This is a genomic window from Humisphaera borealis, assembly GCF_015169395.1.
In the GTDB taxonomy this organism is placed as follows: domain Bacteria; phylum Planctomycetota; class Phycisphaerae; order Tepidisphaerales; family Tepidisphaeraceae; genus Humisphaera; species Humisphaera borealis.
Window position 1 is genome coordinate 2,196,785 of the sequence record NZ_CP063458.1, and the last position, 17,331, is coordinate 2,214,115.

12 protein-coding genes and 1 tRNA gene are annotated in these 17,331 nt (G+C 64.5%); 9 read left to right on the forward strand and 4 right to left on the reverse strand.

Translation table 11 applies throughout. The features are described from left to right. Window positions 1-67 precede the first annotated feature (67 nt). The 3 genes from IPV69_RS08185 (at window position 68) to IPV69_RS08195 (ending at window position 2,343) form a co-directional block, all read left to right on the forward strand. Window positions 68-898 carry a cytochrome c oxidase subunit 3 gene (locus tag IPV69_RS08185; RefSeq protein WP_206294546.1) on the forward strand — a complete coding sequence of 277 codons (831 nt, stop codon included), beginning with the start codon at window positions 68-70 and terminating at the stop codon, window positions 896-898. Between the two features lie 97 nt (window positions 899-995). Continuing rightward, window positions 996-1,418, forward strand: a complete 423-nt coding sequence (locus IPV69_RS08190) for a cytochrome C oxidase subunit IV family protein (protein ID WP_206294547.1) — start codon at window positions 996-998, stop codon at window positions 1,416-1,418. Between the two features lie 10 nt (window positions 1,419-1,428). After that, complete coding sequence (locus tag IPV69_RS08195; RefSeq protein WP_206294548.1) at window positions 1,429-2,343, forward strand: ABC transporter ATP-binding protein; 915 nt, start codon at window positions 1,429-1,431, stop codon at window positions 2,341-2,343. Window positions 2,344-2,385: 42 nt separating this feature from the next. Here the strand turns inward: IPV69_RS08195 and IPV69_RS08200 are convergent, their stop codons facing one another. Further along, window positions 2,386-2,730 (reverse strand): ArsR/SmtB family transcription factor, encoded by a 345-nt coding sequence (locus tag IPV69_RS08200; RefSeq protein WP_206294549.1) that lies wholly within the window; start codon window positions 2,728-2,730, stop codon window positions 2,386-2,388. Window positions 2,731-2,956: 226 nt separating this feature from the next. Between IPV69_RS08200 and IPV69_RS08205 the strand changes: the two genes are divergently transcribed. The 4 genes from IPV69_RS08205 (at window position 2,957) to IPV69_RS08220 (ending at window position 10,397) form a co-directional block, all read left to right on the forward strand. Then, window positions 2,957-4,075, forward strand: coding sequence for a M20/M25/M40 family metallo-hydrolase (locus tag IPV69_RS08205; RefSeq protein WP_206294550.1), 1,119 nt, complete (start codon window positions 2,957-2,959; stop codon window positions 4,073-4,075). A 56-nt stretch (window positions 4,076-4,131) separates the two neighbouring features. Continuing rightward, a tRNA-Cys gene (locus IPV69_RS08210) sits at window positions 4,132-4,205 on the forward strand. A 160-nt stretch (window positions 4,206-4,365) separates the two neighbouring features. Continuing rightward, entirely contained in the window at window positions 4,366-9,342 is a 4,977-nt protein-coding gene (locus IPV69_RS08215; RefSeq protein ID WP_206294558.1) for a serine/threonine-protein kinase, read from the forward strand. 104 nt (window positions 9,343-9,446) lie between these two features. Further along, window positions 9,447-10,397 carry a nucleotidyltransferase domain-containing protein gene (locus IPV69_RS08220; protein ID WP_206294559.1) on the forward strand — a complete coding sequence of 317 codons (951 nt, stop codon included), beginning with the start codon at window positions 9,447-9,449 and terminating at the stop codon, window positions 10,395-10,397. A gap of 179 nt (window positions 10,398-10,576) precedes the next feature. Here the strand turns inward: IPV69_RS08220 and IPV69_RS08225 are convergent, their stop codons facing one another. Then, window positions 10,577-11,188 (reverse strand): GspE/PulE/PilB domain-containing protein, encoded by a 612-nt coding sequence (locus IPV69_RS08225; RefSeq protein ID WP_206294560.1) that lies wholly within the window; start codon window positions 11,186-11,188, stop codon window positions 10,577-10,579. A gap of 184 nt (window positions 11,189-11,372) precedes the next feature. Here IPV69_RS08225 and IPV69_RS08230 point away from each other — a divergent pair, with 184 nt between their 5' ends. Continuing rightward, entirely contained in the window at window positions 11,373-12,350 is a 978-nt protein-coding gene (locus IPV69_RS08230; RefSeq protein ID WP_206294561.1) for an MBL fold metallo-hydrolase, read from the forward strand. A gap of 441 nt (window positions 12,351-12,791) precedes the next feature. Beyond that, entirely contained in the window at window positions 12,792-13,634 is an 843-nt protein-coding gene (locus IPV69_RS08235; RefSeq protein ID WP_206294562.1) for an SGNH/GDSL hydrolase family protein, read from the forward strand. A gap of 71 nt (window positions 13,635-13,705) precedes the next feature. On the opposite strand, the gene IPV69_RS08240 is transcribed toward IPV69_RS08235, so the two are convergent. Both IPV69_RS08240 and IPV69_RS08245 read right to left on the reverse strand, forming a co-directional pair. Then, on the reverse strand, window positions 13,706-15,139 hold the full coding sequence (locus IPV69_RS08240) for a sulfatase-like hydrolase/transferase (RefSeq protein WP_206294563.1): 1,434 nt from the start codon (window positions 15,137-15,139) through the stop codon (window positions 13,706-13,708). A gap of 199 nt (window positions 15,140-15,338) precedes the next feature. After that, window positions 15,339-16,958 carry a sulfatase family protein gene (locus IPV69_RS08245; RefSeq protein WP_206294564.1) on the reverse strand — a complete coding sequence of 540 codons (1,620 nt, stop codon included), beginning with the start codon at window positions 16,956-16,958 and terminating at the stop codon, window positions 15,339-15,341. Window positions 16,959-17,331: the final 373 nt, after the last annotated feature.

Genomic DNA, 17,331 nt, shown 5'->3' on the forward strand with positions numbered 1-17,331 from the left:
ACAGGCGAAGGATTGGACTTTTCGGCCTTGAGCCCTCATCCTTCGGCCTTACTCATCTGGAGAGATCGTGTCCGAATACGCCGTCCAGTTCGTCGCCGAAGAGCACGCCCCCGACCCGGTTCACAGCCGGGGCGACCCGACGCTGCCCGGCAAGATCGGCATCTGGCTGTTCCTGGCCAGTGAGATCATGTTCTTCGTCGCGATCCTCGGGTCGTACATCGTGTACCGCTCGGGTGCCGCGCCCCTGTTCGAAAAGAACGCCCAGACGCTCAGCATCCCCATGGCGGCGGTCAATACCGTTGTGCTGATCTTCAGCTCGCTCACCATGGCGTTGGCGGTCGATGCCTCCCAGAAGGGCAGCCCCGGCAAGGCAGCCCGGTACCTGGCGATCACGCTCCTGTGCGCTTTCGGCTTCCTCGGCATCAAGTTCTTCGAATACAAGTCGAAGTTCGAACACTTCACCTTCCAATACCGTGTCAGCGATACGCAGGTGGATGTGTACGACGCCCATGTCCACAAGGGCGAAAAAGAGTGGGAGATCACCCACGCCTACAAGATGCCCCTGCCCGACAGCAAGGCCAAGTTCGACATGAACCAGGTCGTGCTGACCGACATCAAGGCCGCCGGCCAGCCCGTGCCCGACGGCAAGATCGACCCGGCGAATGTCACGAACATCCTGAACTACGGCCCGTCGCGGAATATCTTCTTTTCCAGCTACTTCACGTTGACCGGCATTCACGGCCTGCACGTGATCGGCGGCATCATCCCGCTGTTTTTCCTGCTGGTGCATGCACTGCGGGGCAAAGTCTTCCCGCGGCACACAGAGTACACCGGCCTCTACTGGCACTTTGTGGACCTGGTCTGGATCTTCCTGTTCCCGCTGCTGTATTTGATCTAGTAGGGTCCGCCTTGGCGGACGCGATCGCCGGGACGATATCCCTGACCTCAACGACGTTCGACGGTCCGCAAACGCGGACCTCACGGAGACGCAAGCAATGGCATCCAACGCAGCCGTAAGCCGACTGGGAGAGGGCGACGCCGAAGGCGGCGCTCCGCGCGGGCACACTGAAGCCGCGCCGCATCACAAGGTCAACTACATCCTGATCTTTGTCGTGCTGATCATCCTGACGGTCGTCACCGTCGCCGTCGCGTTCAAGCGATTCCACGACGAGTGGATCAACCTCGGCATCGCGCTGCTGGTGGCGTCGGTCAAGGCGTTGCTGGTCGCCCGGTACTTCATGCACCTGAAGTTCGAAGGAAAACTCATCAAGCTGACGTTGATCTTCCCGATCCTGCTTTGCGTGATCATGATCGCGGCGTTGATTCCCGACATCGTCGCCGAGAAGACCGGAAAGACCGCCGTGGAAGACTACAACAAGCCAGTGCCCACAAACGCCGCCCCCGCCGCCGCGCATTGATCAGACCCCATTGAACGCCGTCGATATCCAGCACCTGACGCACAACTACGGCCAGCGCGTCGCGCTGGCCGATCTTTCTTTGCAGATTGCGCCGGGTGAGGTGTTCGGCTTGCTCGGCCCCAACGGCAGCGGCAAGACGACGCTTTTTCGCGTCCTTTCGACCATTATTCTGCCACCGGTCGGAGCGGTGAAGGTGTTCGGTCGCGATGTTGCCACCGACCAGGCCGCCGTCCGATCGCTCATCGGCGTTGTGTTCCAGTCACCGAGCCTCGACAAGCAACTCACCGCCCGCGAAAACCTGACCCACCACGGACACCTGTACGGCCTGCGAGGCCGGGATCTCGCGCAGCGGGTGGAAGAAACCCTGGCCGCTTTCAAACTCGCCGATCGGGGACGTGAGCGCATCTCAACCTTCAGTGGCGGCATGCGCCGGCGGGTCGAGGTGGCGATGGGATTGCTGCACCGCCCCCGGCTCCTGCTGATGGACGAGCCCAGCACCGGGCTCGATCCGGCCGCACGAATCGACCTCTGGTCGATCATCGCCGACCTGCGCCGGCAAGGCGTTTCGGTGATCGTCACAACACACCTGATGGAGGAAGCCGATCTATGCGACCGGCTGGCAATCCTCGAACAAGGCAAACTTCTTGCCTGCGATACGCCTGCTGCACTGAAGTCGTCTGTCGGCGGCGACGTGGTCGCCATGACCTCGCGCGAGCCCGAGCGTCTTCAGCAGACGCTGGCGGAACGACTCGGGCTTCGCAGTCAGACAATCGACCGGACGGTGCGCCTCGAGATGCCCGACGCCCACCTGGCGGTGCCGAAGATCATCGAAGCTGCTCCGGGCCTGGTCGAATCGATCGCGGTCGGCAAGCCGACGCTCCAGGACGTGTTCATCAGACTGACCGGCCGAAGCCTGGCCGATTAACAGGAGAGCCGTCGGTTATTCGGAGCAGCGGCATGGCTCACATCATGACACGGTTGACATCGCTTCGGCCGGGCCGCAGATGCGCAGCTTGTAGCCGTCGGAATTGATGACCAGGCATTGCCCGTCGCCAACAGTGACCTGCCCGTCGAGCCCGTAGAACACCTGTTTCCCGTTACGTCGATTGCTGATGATGTTCCGCATCCGCAGCAGCCCGAGGTGATGGCTCACCGTCGGCTGAGGGAGCTGAAGGTCCTGGCACAGACTGGTGACGTTCCGCTCGCCCTTGGCGAGCAACGACAGAATCCGAAGGCGGGTGCCGTCGGACAACAACTTGAAAATGTCGGCCAGGGGTTCCAAAGCATTGGCCTCTAAAGACGTATTAAGCATGAGCAACGTCACTCCGGTCGGGAAGGCTGGTGGATGCGGCAATCGGTCGGAGAAATATAGGTAGGTCAATTCGACGGGGTCAAAATAGAGGCCGTTAGAACTTGCGCTCGCTTCGATAATTGTTATTTCAGATGCTGGCGAAACTTGGGGCGGCGAATGTCGCTCTTTTCGGGGCATCCCTCGACCGCGATTTGGCAGGCCATCCCGCCTGACTTACGATCGTGCCATGAGCACCAAGCTCCTGACCGAACTCTGTTCCATTCCGACCGCCCCGTTCGTCGAACATCGCATCGTCGCGTTCGTCGAGAAGTTCGTCGCCAAACGCCCGAAGTTGTCGCTCGACCGCGATAGCTACGGCAACCTTCTGATGGAACTGCGAGGCACCGGCGACCCGAAGCTTCCCCGATGGGTCTACACCGCCCATATGGATCACCCCGGCTTTGTCGCCCGGCGGATGCTCGAAGACGGCCTGCTAGAAGCCGATTTCCACGGCTGGGTGATGGAAGAGTTCTTCAAAGGTCAGAGCGTGCGGTTCTTCGACGGGGACGTCGAATCGGTCGGCAACATCGTTGACTATCGCATTGGCGAGGAACGGAAAGTACCCGAGAAGGTTCGCCTTCGCGTGAAGAAGCCCGTCACCCCCGGCACCATCGGCATGTGGGATCAGGGCACCGGCCGCGAGAAGTCCGGCAAGTTCTATAGCCGGGTCTGCGACGACCTGGCCGGTGCCGCCGCGGCACTGGTGATGATGGACCAGCTCCACCGCAAGCCGCCGGCTTCGACGGTCGCGCTCCTGCTGACGCGGGCCGAAGAGGAGGGGTTCATCGGTGCGATCGCCGCCAGCCTCAAGCCCAAGCTGCTGAAGAAGTCCGACAACATCATCGCGATCGAAACCTCGGCGATGCAGCCCTACGCCCCGCAGGGCGGCGGCGCGATCATTCGTACCGGCGACAAGACCAGCGTCTTCAACTCCGACCTGACCTACTTCATCACCCAGCAAGCCGAGGCACTGAAGAAGATCGCCGAGAAGAAGAAGGACGACACCTTCAAGTTCCAGCGATCGCTCATGCCCGGCGGCACCTGCGAGGCAACCATCTACGACGCCTACGGCTTCAAGGCCGCCAGCATCTGCGTGCCGCTGGGCAACTATCACAACATGGACCGCGCGAAGATGAAGATCGGCCCGGAGTACATCGACCTCGGCGACTGGCATAGCATGGTCAAGCTGTTCGTACGGGTGGCGCGGGAGGGGCACACCTGGGAGCCGGGCATGAAGCCGCTGAAGGAGCGGGTGGAAAAGCGCTTCCGGCAGCTGGAGAAGCTGCTTTCCGATCCGATCGCGTAAGCAGTTCCGTGCGATTTGCCCGAGCCGCTTTGATACGCTATTCTCTGTAAACCCTTGGCCGGATACCCAAGTGGACTAAGGGAACGGATTGCAAATCCGTCTTTCGTGGGTTCGAATCCCACTCCGGCCTTTCTCGCTCCCATCTTTCCGCCTGCTCATTCGAGAGATTTCTGACAACAACCTATGAAGGCGTATGGCCCGGCACGGCGGCATCGGCGATAATGCCTCCACGCCGCCGGTGGGGACTCACGTACACAACCCGACGGCCGGAAAGGATGCCTCAACCCGCGATGCGTTACCCCGCGGAACAATCCGCACCGGACGCCGGCGATGCCTCCACGCGCATCCCGGCGCTGCCACCGGTTGAATTGCGCCGTGACGCCGTACCGGAAGTCGGTCTTGCCGCCGCATTGCCGGCTGAAATCGGAACCTCCGCCGCCGGCGCCGACGTATCTTCACCAGCCCCCCGCCTCGGCCCCAACGACGAAACCCTCGACGCCTTCCTGCCCGCCGCGACCGGCGGTCACGACCCCACGCCAGAGCGCATCGGCCAGTACCGCATCGTTCGCAAAGTGGGCGAAGGCGGTATGGGCGTGGTCTACGAGGCCGAGCAACTGGCGCCCGTCCGGCGGACCGTCGCACTGAAGGTCATCAAGGTCGGGATGGACACCAAGGAGGTGGTCGCCCGGTTCGACGCCGAACGCCAGGCGCTGGCGCTGATGAGCCATTCAGGCGTCGCGCGGGTGTTCGATGCGGGCATGACCGCCGCGGGCCGGCCCTACTTCGCGATGGAGTTCGTTCAGGGTGTACCGCTGGTCGAATACTGCGACCGCAACCGCCTGACCACCCGCCAGCGGCTGGAACTGTTCGTCGCGATCTGCTCGGCCGTTCAGCACGCGCACCAGAAGGGGATCATTCACCGGGACCTTAAGCCGTCGAACATCCTCGTCACCACGGTGGACGCCAAACCGGTGCCGAAGGTGATCGACTTCGGCATCGCCAAGGCGACCACGCAGACGCTGACCGACCAGTCGATCCACACCATGCACGGTGCGCTGATCGGCACGCCTGAGTACGCCAGTCCCGAGCAGGCGATGACCGGCGGGCTGGACGTCGATACGCGTGCGGACATCTATTCGCTGGGCGTGATCCTTTACCAGTTGCTCACCGGTACGCTGCCGCTGGACAGCCGAACGCTGATGCGCGACGGGCCCGGCGGGATCGCGCGGGTGCTGCGCGAAGTCGAGCCCCCGAAGCCGAGCACGCGGCTCAATCAGCTTCGGAGGGACGATCCGACGCTGTCGGGCGGAACGACGTTCGCGCATGTCGCCCAGTCGCGCGGGGCGGACCACAAGTCGCTGACACGGCAGCTTCAGGGTGACCTGGACTGGATCACGCTTAAGGCGATGGAGAAGGATCGGTCCCGGCGTTACGCCACCGCCGCCGAGCTGGCCGACGACATCACCCGCCATCTCGCAGACGAGCCGGTCCTGGCCCGCCCGCCGAGCACGCGTTACCGGGTCGTCAAGTTCATGCGAAGGCACCGGCTGGGGGTGGCGGCGTTCGTCACAATGCTGGTGCTGCTGGTGGGCGGGATCGTCGGCACCAGCGCGGGCATGATCCGGGCGTGGATCAGCCAGGCTCAGGCCGAAAACGCACAGGCCGACGCCGAAGGCCAGCGCAAACACGTTCAGGCGACGCTCGAGCAGCTCCAGCGGGCGCGGGCCTTCGCGCAGCAGGAAACCCGAAAGTCGATCGTCGCCGGCCTGGAAGCAGCCGAACGACTGCTTCCGGGCAAGGCGTTCGATGCCGAACGGCTGGCCGAGCCGGCCTACCGGGCGGCGGCGGCGGCGCTCGGCGAGGACGACCCGCTGACGCTCGACGCGGCCGACGTACTGGCCCGCGTGCGCCTCGCCCGTGGCATGCCCGCCGACGCCGAAAAACTCCTGCGCGACGTCGTCGATCGAACCCGGCGTCTGTCGTCGGCAACGCAGCCGGCATCGGCCGGATTGGCCGCCGTCGCCGCCAACCCCGCCGGCGGACGCATCACGCCGCGGGGGCGATTCTTTGCCGATCTCGCCCAGGCCCTTCGGGCACGCGACGCCGACGGTCCACGCTCGTCACCGGCCAAGCAGGAAGTGGTCGCGCTCTACCGCGAGGCGCTGACGGCGTTCCGCCAGGACGCCTCCGACAAATCGCACCTGCGGCTCGATGTCGGCACGGCTCTGGCATCCATGCTCGTTGCCGACGACGACCTGCCCGCCGCCGAACAGGCCTATCTCTCTTCCCTCGCCGATCATCGCGCCCTGCTCGGTGAGAAGCACGAACGCACCCGCAGCATCGCCGACCGCCTGACCACCGTCAGGGTGTCGGCCGGCAACTACGCGGCGGCCCTAGAGACGTCTCGCGATCAACTTCGACTGGCCACATCGATCGACGCACCGTCCGAGGAGCGCATCACCCGGCAACTGGACATCGCCGATCTGCTGCTGCGTCAGAACCGCAAGAATGAAGGCAAGCAAGCATTCGATGCCGCCGTTGCCGAGAGCCGGAGGCTGCGGACCGGGGCCGACGGACCCAACCAGATTCGCTGGCGATACCTGCTGCTGCGGTCCGGTCTGGGCGACGCACGGCGATGGGCGAGCCCCTATCTCCGGGCCCATGCGTGGGTGGCCGTCAACGAATCGCTCGGCCGCAACTCGTCGCGCCATTTCGGCGCCGACGAGGTCGATCTGGCCTCGGCAACCTTCTCGCTCGAACGATGGGACGGAACGGGGACGGACAAACCGGCGTCGACATCAGTCGCCGGTGGAACGCTGGACGACCTCCGAAAGCTCCAGGACCCGCCGCGGGGGCTGTACCTGCTATCCATCCAGTGTCCCCGACCCGGCTACGCCGACATGCGAGCCGCCGCCTGGGTCATGATGGCCGACTGGAACGTTTCGCTGCACGCCGCACAAGGTGCGATTCCGCCCGGCAGTCGGTCGAGCGCCCTCTGGACCGCACTGCACAGCAAGCCGTTCGAGCAGTTCCACACGCCCACGCTGTTCATGCTCGACGAAGGCAACTACGGCGAGCGCGTGCTGGGCCTTCGGCTCGGCGGCGGGCCCGGCGGGCGGACGACCGATTTTGCCGTCCGCGCCACCACCGACATCTCCCTGCCGCCGGGCAGGTATCTGTCGGCGGTGACGGCCGATGACGGGGTCAACCTGCACGCCGACGAGGCCATCGTCGTGAACGACTGGCGGGCCCGGGTTATCCAGACCGACATCGTGCCGATGCAGTTCGCCGGCTCGCCCCGCCACCTGCGCGTGGAATTCTTCCAGGCCTTCGGCGAGTACTCGCTGCGGGTGCAGTTCGAACCGCTGGCGCCCGAGGCCGATGCCATGGTCGCCCGGGCGCTGGGTGCCGATTCGTCCGACAATCGCCGCTGGCTGCTGCGTCGCGGGCAGTGGTGGGAACGGCTCGGCCAGTGGCGCGAATCGGCCGACTGCTACCGCAAGGCGGTCGAGACGGGTGTCTCGTTGCCGTGGACCGAGCTCGAAATCCACCTTCAGGCGCTGCGGGGTTTCGGACGAGCGTCAGCCCAGGCTGATGAAGCCGCCGAGGTGACCACCGTGGTCGAGCAGGCGGCGGCCCGAGCCCGGTCACCCGAAGTCGCCGCCGAGAGCCTGCTCTATGCCGCCCGCCAGCACAGCCTGGCCGGTCGCGACGAACCCGCCGGCGACCTCTGCACCCGCGCGATCGACGCCCTGGCGTCCAAGAAAATGCTGGCCGAACCGCGCGGCGCAGAACTCGGTCGCCGGGCAATCCTTACGCGCCTGGGCGCGCCGCGCGTCCCCAACGACGGCGGGATTGCGGCGCAGGTGCTGTCATCGCTCGATGAAGCGATGATCGAAGACCGCTCGCTCATCCCAAAGCTCAGGAACATCAATGCCGCCGATCTGCAGTGGACGCTCGTCCGCTGGCAGCCGCCGGGCAATCCTGTCGTCGGTCACGGCACGTTCGCGGGCATTGCCGGCACCGCGGCGCCGCCGCACGACATCTACCTGCTGCAGCTTCGCGTGCAGACGCCAGAAGTGTCTCACACGTCGGCCCACTGGGTGCTGTTTGCGCGGTGGCAGTGGTCAGCTTTCGTCCCCGAGGCCGAAGGCATGTTCGACCGGTTTGCGCTGAACGGGTTGATCACAAACCCCAACCGGGCCGTGGGGCAAGGCGAGTCAGACTCACTGGCGATGTTGGATTGTCTTGCCGCCGAACCCATCCCCGACACGCCCGACATCCGCTACGCCATGGTCGCCGACGCACGCCTGCGACTGCCCACAGGCCGGTACCGCGTGATCGGCTCGGCCGCCGACGGTTTGAAGGTGCTCTTCGACGACAGGCGCGTGATCCACGTCTGGCCTTCGCGGCAGGCGGTACGGCAGGACTTGACCGATGTCATCCTCAGCGGGGCATCCTCGTGCACTGTTCACGTGGAACACTACCGAACCGGCGGCGACGACAAGTTGATGTTGCGGCTGCAGCCTCTCGACCCCGCGGCCGACGCCCTGGCCCGATCGCTCGGCCGCACAAGCCGGTCGGAGGAAAGCCTGCTGTCGGACCTGACCGAAGCCGTCCGCGAAGACTCGTTCCACGGCTGGGCCTTCGGCACGCGCGGCGCGCTGCATGCCCGCGCCGGCCGTCACGATAAGGCCGCCGCCGACTTTGCCGTCGCGACGGAAATCGACTCCACCGAGGCGCTCTGGCAGGCTCACCGGGCAGTCCTGGCGATGCGGACCGGCGGCGAACCGGCGTTTACATCGGTCGTCGCCGGCTGGCGGAGGCAGGCGCTTCCTGAAAAGGACCGGACCGCCGCCGCCCGGATGGCTGTCGTCCTGCTGCTGAAGCCGGGCAAGCCCGAGGCCGACCGCGACAAGCTCGACCACCTGATGGGCGTGGCGACGATGCCATCACCCCTCGGCGGAACACCGCCGGCCGCGCGTTTCTCCCGGGCGATCCTGGAGTACCGCCAGGGGCGACTCGATGCGGCCGAGGCCTTTGCACGGGGTTCGCCCGAGATGGTCTCCCCGCCGGGCCATGCCGTGATGTGCAACCTGCTGCTGGCGATGATCGAACGCGACCGGGGACATGCGGAAAAGGCCGCCGAGGCACGTCAGCGAGCCATCGCCGCCCAGGACGCCTGGTCGAAACAGCCCGAACTGTTTGATTCGTTTGACGCGCTGGACTGGATGATCTGCCAGGAGTTGCTGAAGCAGTCGCGATGACGCGGAACAATGAAGAGTGCTCCTGCGGTGCGACCGCTCAACAGTGACCCGTGTACGCGTCGCATCACAGGTGCACTTTCGTCTCGAGCGACGCAACCGAAGCCATGGCAGACCGAGTTCACCATCCACCGACACTGATCTACTCCCCGGGAACGCAGGTCGCCGCGCTCGTTGCCGTGCCCGATCAGAACGACTCGCCGCTGCATCCGCGCGGTGCCGTCGGCGTTGTCGTGCGGTCGCCGATCGACCTGGACCATTCGTACCGCGTCCGCTTTCCTGATGGCGTGGAGGCATCGCTCCGCCGCGACCAAATCACCATGCTCGCCGCCGCCAAGGAATCGCTGATCGGCGACCCCTCGCAGGGGGCGCCGCACGCCGACCTCTTTCGCCGCGTCATTTTCCGCTGTGTGATCGGCTCGCAGGCCTACGGCCTGGCCGGCGACGGCTCGGACATCGACCGCCGCGGCATCTATCTCCCCCCTGCCGACCTGCACTGGTCGCTGTATGGCGTTCCCGAGCAGTTGGAGAACGACGCCACCCAGGAGGTCTACTGGGAATTGCAGAAGTTCATCGTGCTGGCGCTCAAGGCCAATCCGAACGTACTGGAATGCCTGTACTCACCGATCGTCGAGCAGGCCACACCGCTTGCTGCCGAGCTCCTGGCGATGCGGTCGAGTTTTCTCTCCCGGCTCGTCTACCAGACCTACAACGGCTACGTCCTCTCGCAGTTCAAGAAGATGCAGGCCGATCTCCGCAACCAGGGGCAGGTGAAGTGGAAGCACGTGATGCACCTCATCCGCCTGCTGATGTCCGGCATTCACGTGCTGCGGCACGGCGTGGTGCCGGTGCGGGTGGAGGAACACCGCGAGCAGTTGCTGGCGATCAAGCGCGGCGAGATCCCCTGGGAAGAAACCGAACGCTGGCGGCTCAGCCTGCACAAAGAGTTCGACGCCGCCGCCGTCGCCACCACCCTTCCCGAATTGCCCGACTATGCGCGTGCTAACGACCTACTATTGAAGGCCCGAAGACTCGCGACCGCGGGGGAGTTGCCATGACTTTTGGAGCATCTGCGGCTGGCGGAAACAAGAGAACACGAAGGCGCGAAGACGCGAAGGAGCCACGAAGGAACTTTAGGCAGGTTGCCGCGTCCCCGATCTGCCTTTTGCTCTTCGCGTTTCCTTCGTGCCTTCGCGCCTTCGTGTTCTCTTCGATGCCGTTACGGCTGGAGATCCGTTCACGCCACAGCCATCGCCGCGGCACGATTGGCGAGCTTCTGGCGGGCGGGGCAGGCTTCGCCGAGGCACTTGTGGCCGCATCGCTTCGAGACGCAGCCCATCGTCTTCGACTGGAAATCCGTCCGCAGCGGGATGTACGTGTAATAGCGGGCGATCGCGTCCTCCACCTGCTGCTTCTCGGCAAGCACGAACGAAATCGGCTTGGTGGTCTGCGCGGTGAGAATCTCGGTGGCTCGGGCCAGCGTGCCGTCTGAAGCGGCGATCACCAGCCGGTCTTCCATCGAACGCACCGGGACCACGCCCAGCGCCGCCGCCAGCCACGCCGGCACATCGGCCGTTGCCTGCGAGTCGATGCCGAACTCGGAAAGATTGACGCGGGGCGTACGGCCCAGAAGCTGTGCGCTCCAGGCCTGCCAGACATGAACCGGCTCGCAAAGCCCAAGCTGAAGGGCGATCTGCCCGAACTTCCGCCGCGTGCCCGACTGCTCTTCGAGCACTTCATAGACGTCGTGGCGGGAGATCGAAACGAACCGCGAGAGGAACTCGCCAAAGCGGTCGCCCCGGGGGTCCAACAGCGAGGCGGTCGACGGAATTTTGTGGTCGGCGGTCATGGCCAAGGGCTCCTGTTCTTCCTGTATGTTCTGGCTTGCGAGTGACTCGGCCGCCCGGATTCAGATCTCTCCGCTCGGCGGTCGCTTCCCTCGCATGACTAGACTTACGATTCGCCGCCGGGTTGGAGCAACCTGTTTCGGGCAATTCCCGGTTGACCGGTAAAACCCGCATTTTTCGAGCCTTATGGACGCTTCAGGCAGCCCCGAGAACCTCCCAGCCGCCTCCGGCAGCCGCAAAGAGCGGCCGGGGGCGCATTGGAAAGTCGTCGCCGACTGGGCCAAGGCCCGCCCCTGGGCACTGGCGGCGGCGGATCGGCTCGGTCGCAGCCGCGGTCGCCTGGCCGTCGTCGACCGGCTCATGCCGCCGCCACCCGCGCCGCTGACGCCCGATCTGTCCGGTTGGAATGCCGCCGAGCTCGCCGCCGTATGGATCGGCCATGCGACGATCCTGCTGCGCATCGGCGGGCAGACCGTCCTAACCGATCCGGTCTTCGCACATCGCATTGGATTAGGCCTGGGGCTGATCACGGCCGGCCCGCGCCGCCGCTTCGCACCGGCGGTCGACCTAAGAAAGCTTCCCCCGATCGACCTGATCCTGATGTCGCACGCCCACTTCGATCACCTCGACCGGCCGACCCTCGCCCGGCTGCCGAAGAAGACGCCCATCGTGACGGCGCCGCACACGCGCGATCTGCTGAAGGATCTCGGCTATGCGAGCATCACCGAACTGCGATGGAAGGAGTCCACCGACATCGGCCCGCTGCGCATCACCGCCGAGCCGGTCCGGCACTGGGGCGCGCGCACCTTTCACGATGCCCACCGCGGGTACAACGCGTACCAGATCGAGTCGCGCACCGGGCCGGGCCGCCGGGTGTTCTTCGGCGGAGATTCGGCGCACCAGGAACTCTGGCGCGATCTCCCAAGGGCCGATCTGGCGATCGTCGGCATTGGCGGCTACCGCCCGCATATCGGCGGTCACGCCAACCCCGAGCAGGCGTGGGAGATGATCGAACATCTGAAGCCCGACGCCGTGATTCCCATGCATCACAGCACGTTCAAGCTGAGCCACGAACCGTGGGGAGAGCCGATGGAACGACTGATGGCGGTGGCCGACGCGCGGCGGGTTGTGGTCGATCGGGTGGGGGGAATGTGGATGGGATGAAGTGAATCCCAGCCACAGAGGATCTCGAAGGAAGAGTTGCCCACATACGGATCGGGCGCGTGACACAAAGGGCGGCAGATCTTTTGTGACACGGTGCTTCCAGCCCGTGGTCGCGGTACTCCGCGACATCGATCGGTACTCCGATCGAAAAAGCACGAGCGCAAGCGCTCAAACCGCACATCAAACCGCAGATCGAGCGCCGCAGCCCGAGATGCGCGGATCGCATACGAATCGCTTACGCTCTTGCTGCTTCGATCGGAGTACCGATCGATGTCGCGGAGTACCGCGACCACGGGCTGGAAGCACCGTGCCACGAAAGACCGGCGGTGTGACTCACCCCGTCCATTCGTGGACGACGCCTCCTTCGTGAACCTTCGTGCTCCTTCGTGGTAAAAGCTTTTGGCCTGTTCGTCTTTGCTCCATGCTCATCAGGGAAGCCATATGAATTCGCTAACGCTCAAGTGTCTCGGACTTCTGTTACTCCTCGCGATCGCCGCCCGCGGTGCCGACGTCGCGAAGCCGCCGGCGCCTACCAAATCCGAGCCGACCAACGCCAGCGAAGCCGCGGCGCAGAAGGCGGTCGCCGACAAGCTTCGCGATGACAAATACGCCGCCTGGGTCGCAACCCTGCCGCCGGACGAGCAGGCGTGGGAAAAGGTTCTGCAACAGAACCTCGGCAGCTTCTACCTGCCCATCCACAAGAACGAGAAGATCGCCGGTCGGTCCAACGCCTGGGACTTCGTGAAGGACGATCCGAAGCTGCCGCGCGTGCTGCTAATCGGCGACTCCGTCTCGCGCGGCTACACACAGTCGGTCCGCAAAGCCCTGGCCGGCAAGGCGAACGTTCATCGCGCCCCGGAAAACTGCGGCCCGACCGCCAACGGCCTGAAGAAGATCGACATCTGGCTGGCTGACGGCAAGTGGGATGTGATTCACTTCAACTTCGGCATTCATGAACGCGCCACGCCGATCCCCGACTACACGCAGCGGCTGGAACAGCTCGTCGAGCGCATGAAGAAGACCGGCGCGAAGGTCGTCTGGGCCAGCACCACACCCATTCCGGATGATCTGCCCAAGAAACAGACCGCGGCGTCCATCGTCGAGCGAAACCAGGCCGCCGCCGATGTGATGAAGAAGCATGGCGTAGCGATCGACGACCTGTTCACCGACATCACGCCACAGCTCGATAAGCTGCAGAACCCCAAGGACGTCCACTTCAATGCCCTCGGCTACGAGTTCCTCGGCAGCCGGGTGGCGGCCGCGATCGAGGCGGCGTTGAAGTAATTCGGCAACCGATGCCTCAGGTGGGTAGCATACGAACAGTGATCCAATGAAGCCCGCGGCTCAAAGGGCTGCTACCGCCACAGCGGCTCGACCTGTTCGGCGTTCCAGGCGTCCCACAAGGCAGACATTTGCTGCACGCGGGCCGGTTCTTTGGCGGCCAGGTCGGCGGTCTCGCCGATATCGCGGGCCAGGTCGTAGAGCTGCCAGTCTTTGCCGTCGCGGATCAGCTTCCAGTCACCCACGCGCAAGGCGTTCTTTTTCCCTACCCGCCAGAACAATGGTCGCGGCGGCATCGGCGTGGCGTTGTCGGCAAGCAGCGGCATGAGGCCGATGCCGTCCAGCCGCCTGGTGCCCGACGCCGCTTCGGCGCGGGCCAGCGCGATCGCGGTCGCCGTCACGTCGATGGAGGCGATCGGCGTATCGATGACCCGCCCGGCCGCAACGTGATGCTTCCACGAGATCACGAACGGCACGCGAATGCCCCCTTCGCGCAATTCGCCTTTGCCGCCGCTTAGCGGGGCGTTGCTGGAAGTGAGTTCCTTCGTCGGGCCGCCGTTGTCGCTCAGGAACACGACCAGGGTGTTGTCTTCAACGCCGATCTCGCGAAGTTGCGCGAGCACTTTGCCCACGCTGTCGTCGAGATGGGAAAGCATCGCCGCAAAAATGCGGCGGTGGACGTCTTCAATGTGCGCGAACTTCTTCATGTACGCGTCCGCCCCCTGCATCGGGCTGTGAACGGCGTTGTAGGACAGGTAGAGGAAGAACGGCTGAGCCCGATGCCGCCCGACGAAATCGCACGCTTCGCGGGTGAAGGCGTCGGTGAGATTCGCCTTCTCGTCGATCGGCTGGCTGCTGCGAAGCAGCGGGTTGTCGGTGTCGTATTCGTGTTCGTTGCCGCCCAGGTGCGTGCTCCAGACGATACGGCCGTCGGGCGAGGTCCAGCGGCCTTTGCCGCCATCGGGCAATGTCTTGCGGCGGAGCCAGGTCGTCACACCCTGCCACGGCGCCGGCACGTAGTAGTGACCTTCGTGCAGAAAGCCGTAGAACTCGTCAAAACCGCGCCGCTGCGGGTGAAACTCCGCCGTTCCCCCGAGATGCCACTTGCCCACCAAAGCTGTCGCATACCCGGAATCGCGCAGGCGATCGGCCACGGTCTTTTCCGCGACGGGCAAGCCAATGCCCGGGGCCGCGTTTTTGGCGCCGATCGGATTGAACTCGAACCCGAAGCGAGTCTGATAGCGGCCGGTCATCAAAGCCGCACGGGACGCGGCGCAGAAGGGGGCCGTGACATACCCACTGGTGAAGCGCGCGCCACCGGCGGCCAGCGCATCAATGTGCGGCGTCGGGATCTCTTTACCGCCGTAACAGCCGAGTTCGCCGTAGCCCAGATCGTCGGCAACGATGAAGACGATGTTGGGGCGTTGCTCGGCCGCGACGGCTGAGCTGACGATGCAAAGGGTGCAGAGCACCAGAACAACGGCGAGGGTGGGTTGGGTGACTTTCATGATTCAGATTCGGCACCAGTGCGCGTAACGGGGCTGGCACGGAACCAAACGTCTAACGGAGCGTCCTCGATTCGCGCCCATTCGCAGCCTGGGACCGCCGAGCGCCTGCTCGGCTCTTCGACATGCCGAGCAATCGCTCGGCGGTACCGGGGTGCGAATCACGACCGACTACCTGGCGACCATTGTGAAGACCGAGGCTCTACTTTGCTGCCTTCTTCGGCGCGGCCGCGGCGGGGTATCGCTTCACGACGACATCATTCTTCTGCGGTACGCCGGGCGTGCTGCGCCCGTCGGTGATGAGCTTCTCCAGCAGTGCCTGCATCTCGGCAACCCTCTCCGGCATGGCGGCCGCGAGGTTCTTCGCTTCGGCAGTGTCGTCGGCGAGATTGTAAAGCTGTACCGGCTGCGACTGATCGCCGCCTTTGCCCCATCCGCCGGAGCCGGGTGCCGGGATGTACTTCCATGAGCCGCTGCGTACCGCCGGCGAGCCCTGGATGGATGCGCTCACGCCATGCTCGCGGACCGGCTTGTCGTCGCCCTTCAGTAGCGGTATCAGGCTGAAACTGTCTTCACCGGCGTTGTCCGGGAGCTTCTGTCCGAACAGATCGGCAAACGTGCGTAGGAAGTCAGCCTGATACACGAGCTGGTTGCAGACGGTGCCCGGCTTAACCACGCCGGGCCAGCGGACCATGAACGGCACGCGATGCCCGCCTTCCCATGCGTCGGCCTTGTACCCGCGGTACGGGCCGCTCGGGTAGTGGCCCTGTTTCTCCAGATCTTCCACGCCAACGTATGGAGCACAACCATTGTCCGCGGTGAAGATCACGAGGGTGTTGCTCGCCGCGCCGCTCTTTTCCAGCGCATCGAGCACCCTTCCCACAACGGCGTCGGTTTCCATCACGAAATCGGCGAAGAGATTGAGTTGGCTCTTGCCCTTCCACTGTGCATTCACGGCCAACGGCGTGTGCGGCGAGGTGAGCGGCATGTAGATCAGAAAGGGTTCCTTTTTCTGCACCGACTCGTCCATGAACCGGATCGTTCGGTCCTGGAGCGCCGGAAGGATGCCCTCGAGCTTCCAATCCTTCAGTGCCGGCCCCTGGTTGCTGGCCTGGTTTTTGGCCATGTACTCACGCGGCAGGAACTCGGTGGGAATGCCGAGCATGCGATCGTTTTCAATAAAACAGAACGGCGGCCAGTTCGGAACATCGGTGCCAAAGTAGAGATCGAACCCGCGCGTGCTCGGGCCGCCCGCGATGGGCTTGGAGAAGATCTGCCGCCAGGCCGCGACCTGCTGCTCGGTGGCAACGGCTCCGGCAGCGGCGGCCTTCTTGTTCCCATTGCCGGCTTCGTCGGTCGGCTGCTTTAACGGCGCGAGCAACGACCGCTGCTCCCGGGTGATCGGCCAGTCCCAACCCAGGTGCCACTTGCCGATGCACGCGGTGCGATACCCCTGCTGCCTGGCGAGCGTGCCAATGGTCATGCGATCCGGCGCGATCAGGGGCTCGCCAAACATGCCGACGATGCCCGACTGCAACTTCGTGCGCCAGTGATACCGCCCGGTGAGCAAGGTGTAGCGTGAAGGCGAACACACGCCGGACGACGAATGCCCGTCCGTGAAGCGCATGCCTTCGGAGGCAAGCTTGTCGATGTTGGGGGTGGGAATCTTCCCCCGATCAGGATTGTTGCAGTGCACGTCGCCGTAACCCAGATCGTCGGCAAGGATGATGAGGATGTTGGGCTTCGCGGCGGCGCAGAGCGAAGACCCGAGCACCAGGAGACAGAAAACGGGAAGGAGATGGCGTAGGGTTGCAATACGCATACGAATGCTCTCACGGTGACGGCGTCAGGCGATGTCACGCCAAATGGGGTTGGACGGGGCCGCTTCTCACAGACGTGCTGTTGGAACGCCGGGGTGGGCGGTGTATTGCCATGCCGTGGAGGGCTGGACGTCGGTGGTCACGGAACGGTGGCTTGGGTGGAAACGGTTGAGAAAAAGGTTGCAGAATTGCGCCACATACTTAACATATACCGTACCATTTGCCAGATCCTTCCCGGCCCCTTTTGGGTGCGGGCAAGGATGGCTAAAGTCGCTTGATGCCTGGCTTTCGCGGGTGTGATCCGTCGTTGGCCGGGGTGTCGCGCGGGCGGCTTGGATGGCGTTGCACTGACGGCGCGTCGGCTCGCCTTGAGCG

Bases quoted from the DNA above. Each gene is read 5' to 3' on its own strand.
- IPV69_RS08235 (WP_206294562.1), top strand. From the start codon at position 12,792: ATGAATTCGCTAACGCTCAAGTGTCTCGGACTTCTGTTACTCCTCGCG.
- IPV69_RS08205 (WP_206294550.1), top strand. From the start codon at position 2,957: ATGAGCACCAAGCTCCTGACCGAACTCTGTTCCATTCCGACCGCCCCG.
- IPV69_RS08215 (WP_206294558.1), top strand. From the start codon at position 4,366: ATGCGTTACCCCGCGGAACAATCCGCACCGGACGCCGGCGATGCCTCC.
- IPV69_RS08190 (WP_206294547.1), top strand. From the start codon at position 996: ATGGCATCCAACGCAGCCGTAAGCCGACTGGGAGAGGGCGACGCCGAA.
- IPV69_RS08240 (WP_206294563.1), bottom strand. From the start codon at position 15,139: ATGAAAGTCACCCAACCCACCCTCGCCGTTGTTCTGGTGCTCTGCACC.
- IPV69_RS08220 (WP_206294559.1), top strand. From the start codon at position 9,447: ATGGCAGACCGAGTTCACCATCCACCGACACTGATCTACTCCCCGGGA.
- IPV69_RS08230 (WP_206294561.1), top strand. From the start codon at position 11,373: ATGGACGCTTCAGGCAGCCCCGAGAACCTCCCAGCCGCCTCCGGCAGC.
- IPV69_RS08200 (WP_206294549.1), bottom strand. From the start codon at position 2,730: ATGCTTAATACGTCTTTAGAGGCCAATGCTTTGGAACCCCTGGCCGAC.
- IPV69_RS08225 (WP_206294560.1), bottom strand. From the start codon at position 11,188: ATGACCGCCGACCACAAAATTCCGTCGACCGCCTCGCTGTTGGACCCC.
- IPV69_RS08245 (WP_206294564.1), bottom strand. From the start codon at position 16,958: ATGCGTATTGCAACCCTACGCCATCTCCTTCCCGTTTTCTGTCTCCTG.